We start from the raw sequence: 5,528 nt of genomic DNA, 5'->3' as shown, positions 1-5,528 counted from the left end.
ATCATTAAGAGAATTGAAGAACAACTTGTGTGGATTTTTACTGATTGATTGATCGAAATATTATCATTGATTGATTGGTTTAAATTACTCGAAGTTTATTTGAGCGAAATTTAAGTCAGAAAATTGATGAGCCAGAATTGGCACCTTGTCTTTAATAAGGTGCAAAATGATTTTTAACTGAAGAGTTTGATCATGGCTCAGATTGAACGCTGGCGGCAGGCTTAACACATGCAAGTCGAGCGGAGAGAGGTAGCTTGCTACTGATCTTAGCGGCGGACGGGTGAGTAATGCTTAGGAATCTGCCTATTAGTGGGGGACAACATTTCGAAAGGAATGCTAATACCGCATACGTCCTACGGGAGAAAGCAGGGGATCTTCGGACCTTGCGCTAATAGATGAGCCTAAGTCGGATTAGCTAGTTGGTGGGGTAAAGGCCTACCAAGGCGACGATCTGTAGCGGGTCTGAGAGGATGATCCGCCACACTGGGACTGAGACACGGCCCAGACTCCTACGGGAGGCAGCAGTGGGGAATATTGGACAATGGGCGGAAGCCTGATCCAGCCATGCCGCGTGTGTGAAGAAGGCCTTATGGTTGTAAAGCACTTTAAGCGAGGAGGAGGCTACTTTAGTTAATACCTAGAGATAGTGGACGTTACTCGCAGAATAAGCACCGGCTAACTCTGTGCCAGCAGCCGCGGTAATACAGAGGGTGCAAGCGTTAATCGGATTTACTGGGCGTAAAGCGCGCGTAGGCGGCTAATTAAGTCAAATGTGAAATCCCCGAGCTTAACTTGGGAATTGCATTCGATACTGGTTAGCTAGAGTGTGGGAGAGGATGGTAGAATTCCAGGTGTAGCGGTGAAATGCGTAGAGATCTGGAGGAATACCGATGGCGAAGGCAGCCATCTGGCCTAACACTGACGCTGAGGTGCGAAAGCATGGGGAGCAAACAGGATTAGATACCCTGGTAGTCCATGCCGTAAACGATGTCTACTAGCCGTTGGGGCCTTTGAGGCTTTAGTGGCGCAGCTAACGCGATAAGTAGACCGCCTGGGGAGTACGGTCGCAAGACTAAAACTCAAATGAATTGACGGGGGCCCGCACAAGCGGTGGAGCATGTGGTTTAATTCGATGCAACGCGAAGAACCTTACCTGGCCTTGACATAGTAAGAACTTTCCAGAGATGGATTGGTGCCCTCGGGAACTTACATACAGGTGCTGCATGGCTGTCGTCAGCTCGTGTCGTGAGATGTTGGGTTAAGTCCCGCAACGAGCGCAACCCTTTTCCTTATTTGCCAGCGAGTAATGTCGGGAACTTTAAGGATACTGCCAGTGACAAACTGGAGGAAGGCGGGGACGACGTCAAGTCATCATGGCCCTTACGGCCAGGGCTACACACGTGCTACAATGGTCGGTACAAAGGGTTGCTACCTAGCGATAGGATGCTAATCTCAAAAAGCCGATCGTAGTCCGGATTGGAGTCTGCAACTCGACTCCATGAAGTCGGAATCGCTAGTAATCGCGGATCAGAATGCCGCGGTGAATACGTTCCCGGGCCTTGTACACACCGCCCGTCACACCATGGGAGTTTGTTGCACCAGAAGTAGCTAGCCTAACTGCAAAGAGGGCGGTTACCACGGTGTGGCCGATGACTGGGGTGAAGTCGTAACAAGGTAGCCGTAGGGGAACCTGCGGCTGGATCACCTCCTTAACGAAAGATTGACGATTGGTAAGAATCCACAACAAGTTGTTCTTCATAGATGTATCTGAGGGTCTGTAGCTCAGTTGGTTAGAGCACACGCTTGATAAGCGTGGGGTCACAAGTTCAAGTCTTGTCAGACCCACCATGACTTTGACTGGTTGAAGTTATAGATAAAAGATACATGACTGATGATGTAAGCTGGGGACTTAGCTTAGTTGGTAGAGCGCCTGCTTTGCACGCAGGAGGTCAGGAGTTCGACTCTCCTAGTCTCCACCAGAACTTAAGAGAAGTTCGGATTACAGAAATTAGTAAATAGAGATTTAGATCTTGGTTTATTAACTTCTGTGATTTAAGTATCACGGTATTAAGCATGACCTGACGAAGGCATGTTTATTCATTAACAGATTGGCAAAATTGAGTCTGAAATAAATTGTTCACTCAAGAGTTTAGATTAAGTAATTAGTCTAGATGAATTGAGAACTAGCAAATTAACTGAATCAAGCGTTTTGGTATATGAATTTAGATTGAAGCTGTACAGTGTTTAAGTACACAGACAACAGATAGTAGCGATGAAGATCGCACGGACAACACTCACTTGTAAGTGTTGACGACTGTTTGGGGTTGTATAGTCAAGTAATTAAGTGCATGTGGTGGATGCCTTGGCAGTCAGAGGCGATGAAAGACGTAATAGCCTGCGATAAGCTCCGGGGAGGCGGCAAATATCCTTTGATCCGGAGATTTCTGAATGGGGGAACCCACCTACTTTAAGGTAGGTATTGCAACATGAATACATAGTGTTGCAAGGCGAACGAGGGGAAGTGAAACATCTCAGTACCCTTAGGAAAAGAAATCAATTGAGATTCCCTTAGTAGCGGCGAGCGAACGGGGATCAGCCCATTAAGTTATGTGTGTTTTAGTGGAACGCTCTGGGAAGTGCGAACGTAGAGGGTGATATTCCCGTACACGAAAGGGCACACATAATGATGACGAGTAGGGCGAGGCACGTGAAACCTTGTCTGAATATGGGGGGACCATCCTCCAAGGCTAAATACTCCTGACTGACCGATAGTGAACCAGTACCGTGAGGGAAAGGCGAAAAGAACCCCTGTGAGGGGAGTGAAATAGATCCTGAAACCGCATGCATACAAGCAGTGGGAGCCGACTTGTTCGGTGACTGCGTACCTTTTGTATAATGGGTCAGCGACTTATATTCAGTAGCGAGGTTAACCGTATAGGGGAGCCGTAGAGAAATCGAGTCTTAATAGGGCGTTTAGTTGCTGGGTATAGACCCGAAACCAGGCGATCTATCCATGAGCAGGTTGAAGGTTGGGTAACACTAACTGGAGGACCGAACCCACTGTCGTTGAAAAGCCAGGGGATGACTTGTGGATAGGGGTGAAAGGCTAATCAAGCCTGGTGATAGCTGGTTCTCCCCGAAAGCTATTTAGGTAGCGCCTCGGACGAATACCATAGGGGGTAGAGCACTGTTTCGGCTAGGGGGTCATCCCGACTTACCAAACCGATGCAAACTCCGAATACCTATGAGTACTATCCGGGAGACAGACTGCGGGTGCTAACGTCCGTAGTCAAGAGGAAAACAATCCAGACCGCCAGCTAAGGCCCCAAAATCATAGTTAAGTGGGAAACGATGTGGGAAGGCATAGACAGCTAGGAGGTTGGCTTAGAAGCAGCCACCCTTTAAAGAAAGCGTAATAGCTCACTAGTCGAGTCGGCCTGCGCGGAAGATGTAACGGGGCTAAAACTATGTGCCGAAGCTGCGGATTTGACTTTTAGTCAAGTGGTAGGGGAGCGTTCTGTAAGCCGATGAAGGTGTATTGAGAAGTATGCTGGAGGTATCAGAAGTGCGAATGCTGACGTGAGTAACGACAAAACGGGTGAAAAACCCGTTCGCCGAAAGACCAAGGGTTCCAGTCCAACGTTAATCGGGGCTGGGTGAGTCGACCCCTAAGGCGAGGCCGAAAGGCGTAGTCGATGGGAAATTGGTTAATATTCCAATACTTCTGTGTAATGCGATGAGAGGACGGAGAAGGTTAAGTCAGCCTGGCGTTGGTTGTCCAGGTGGAAGGAAGTAGGCATGCATCTTAGGCAAATCCGGGGTGCTCTATGCTGAGATCTGATAGCAAGCTGTACTTGTACAGCGAAGTGGCTGATACCATGCTTCCAGGAAAAGTCTCTAAGCTTCAGTTACACAGGAATCGTACCCGAAACCGACACAGGTGGTCAGGTCGAGTAGACCAAGGCGCTTGAGAGAACTCTGCTGAAGGAACTAGGCAAAATGGTACCGTAACTTCGGGAGAAGGTACGCTGCTGACGGTGATGACCCTTGCGGTCTGAGCTATTGGCAGCCACAGAAACCAGGCCGCTGCAACTGTTTATTAAAAACATAGCACTCTGCAAACACGAAAGTGGACGTATAGGGTGTGATGCCTGCCCGGTGCTGGAAGGTTAATTGATGGGGTTAGCGTAAGCGAAGCTCTTGATCGAAGCCCCAGTAAACGGCGGCCGTAACTATAACGGTCCTAAGGTAGCGAAATTCCTTGTCGGGTAAGTTCCGACCTGCACGAATGGCATAATGATGGCGGCGCTGTCTCCAGCAGAGGCTCAGTGAAATCGAAATCGCTGTGAAGATGCAGTGTACCCGCGGCTAGACGGAAAGACCCCGTGAACCTTTACTGCAGCTTGACATTGAACTTTGACCTTACTTGTGTAGGATAGGTGGGAGGCTTTGAAGTTGGAACGCTAGTTCCAATGGAGCCGTCCTTGAAATACCACCCTGGTAATGTTGAGGTTCTAACTCTGCCCCGTAATCCGGGGCGAGGACCATGTCTGGTGGGTAGTTTGACTGGGGCGGTCTCCTCCTAAAGAGTAACGGAGGAGTACGAAGGTGCGCTCAGCGTGGTCGGAAATCACGCGTAGAGTATAAAGGCAAAAGCGCGCTTAACTGCGAGACCCACAAGTCGAGCAGGTACGAAAGTAGGTCTTAGTGATCCGGTGGTTCTGTATGGAAGGGCCATCGCTCAACGGATAAAAGGTACTCTGGGGATAACAGGCTGATACCGCCCAAGAGTTCATATCGACGGCGGTGTTTGGCACCTCGATGTCGGCTCATCTCATCCTGGGGCTGAAGCAGGTCCCAAGGGTATGGCTGTTCGCCATTTAAAGAGGTACGCGAGCTGGGTTTAGAACGTCGTGAGACAGTTCGGTCCCTATCTACCGTGGGCGCTGGAAATTTGAGAGGATCTGCTCCTAGTACGAGAGGACCAGAGTGGACGAACCTCTGGTGTACCGGTTGTGACGCCAGTCGCATCGCCGGGTAGCTATGTTCGGAAGGGATAACCGCTGAAAGCATCTAAGCGGGAAGCCTACCTCAAGATAAGATTTCCCTAGGACTTTATGTCCTCTAAAGAGCCGTTCGAGACTAGGACGTTGATAGGTTGGATGTGGAAGCATAGTGATATGTGAAGCTGACCAATACTAATTGCTCGTGAGGCTTGACTATACAACACCCAAGCAGTTGTATATAAAGCATCAATCGATTCATTAATATGCAAAGCAACTTGATTTAGTTATACGCTTAGCTAAAATGAACAAATAAAGTAAGATTCAATCAGCCCATCTGTAAAGATTTGGAAAACGCATCGGCACATTAAGACCAATGCAAGTATCCATACCAGTTGTGCTGGCGACCATAGCAAGAGTGAACCACCTGATCCCTTCCCGAACTCAGAAGTGAAACCTCTTAGCGCTGATGGTAGTGTGGGGTTTCCCATGTGAGAGTAAGTCATCGCCAGCTCATTATTCTAA

2 tRNA genes and 3 rRNA genes are annotated in these 5,528 nt (G+C 48.8%); all 5 read left to right on the top strand.

Features of this window, described 5'->3' with window-relative positions:
* Positions 1–174: 174 nt before the first annotated feature.
* Positions 175–1,712: ribosomal RNA gene (locus QLG01_RS03085) — 16S ribosomal RNA — on the top strand.
* A 59-nt stretch (positions 1,713–1,771) separates the two neighbouring features.
* Positions 1,772–1,848, top strand: a tRNA-Ile gene (locus tag QLG01_RS03080).
* 55 nt (positions 1,849–1,903) lie between these two features.
* Positions 1,904–1,979, top strand: a tRNA-Ala gene (locus tag QLG01_RS03075).
* 351 nt (positions 1,980–2,330) lie between these two features.
* Positions 2,331–5,223: ribosomal RNA gene (locus QLG01_RS03070) — 23S ribosomal RNA — on the top strand.
* 179 nt (positions 5,224–5,402) lie between these two features.
* Positions 5,403–5,517: ribosomal RNA gene (gene rrf / locus QLG01_RS03065) — 5S ribosomal RNA — on the top strand.
* The 16S, 23S and 5S rRNA genes sit together here with 2 tRNA genes alongside, the layout of an rRNA operon.
* Positions 5,518–5,528 lie beyond the last annotated feature (11 nt).

It is taken from the genome of Acinetobacter sp. V89_4 (genome assembly GCF_029967875.1).
GTDB classification, from domain to species: Bacteria; Pseudomonadota; Gammaproteobacteria; order Pseudomonadales; family Moraxellaceae; genus Acinetobacter; species Acinetobacter oleivorans.
This window is presented reverse-complemented; position numbering and strand designations above follow the sequence as displayed.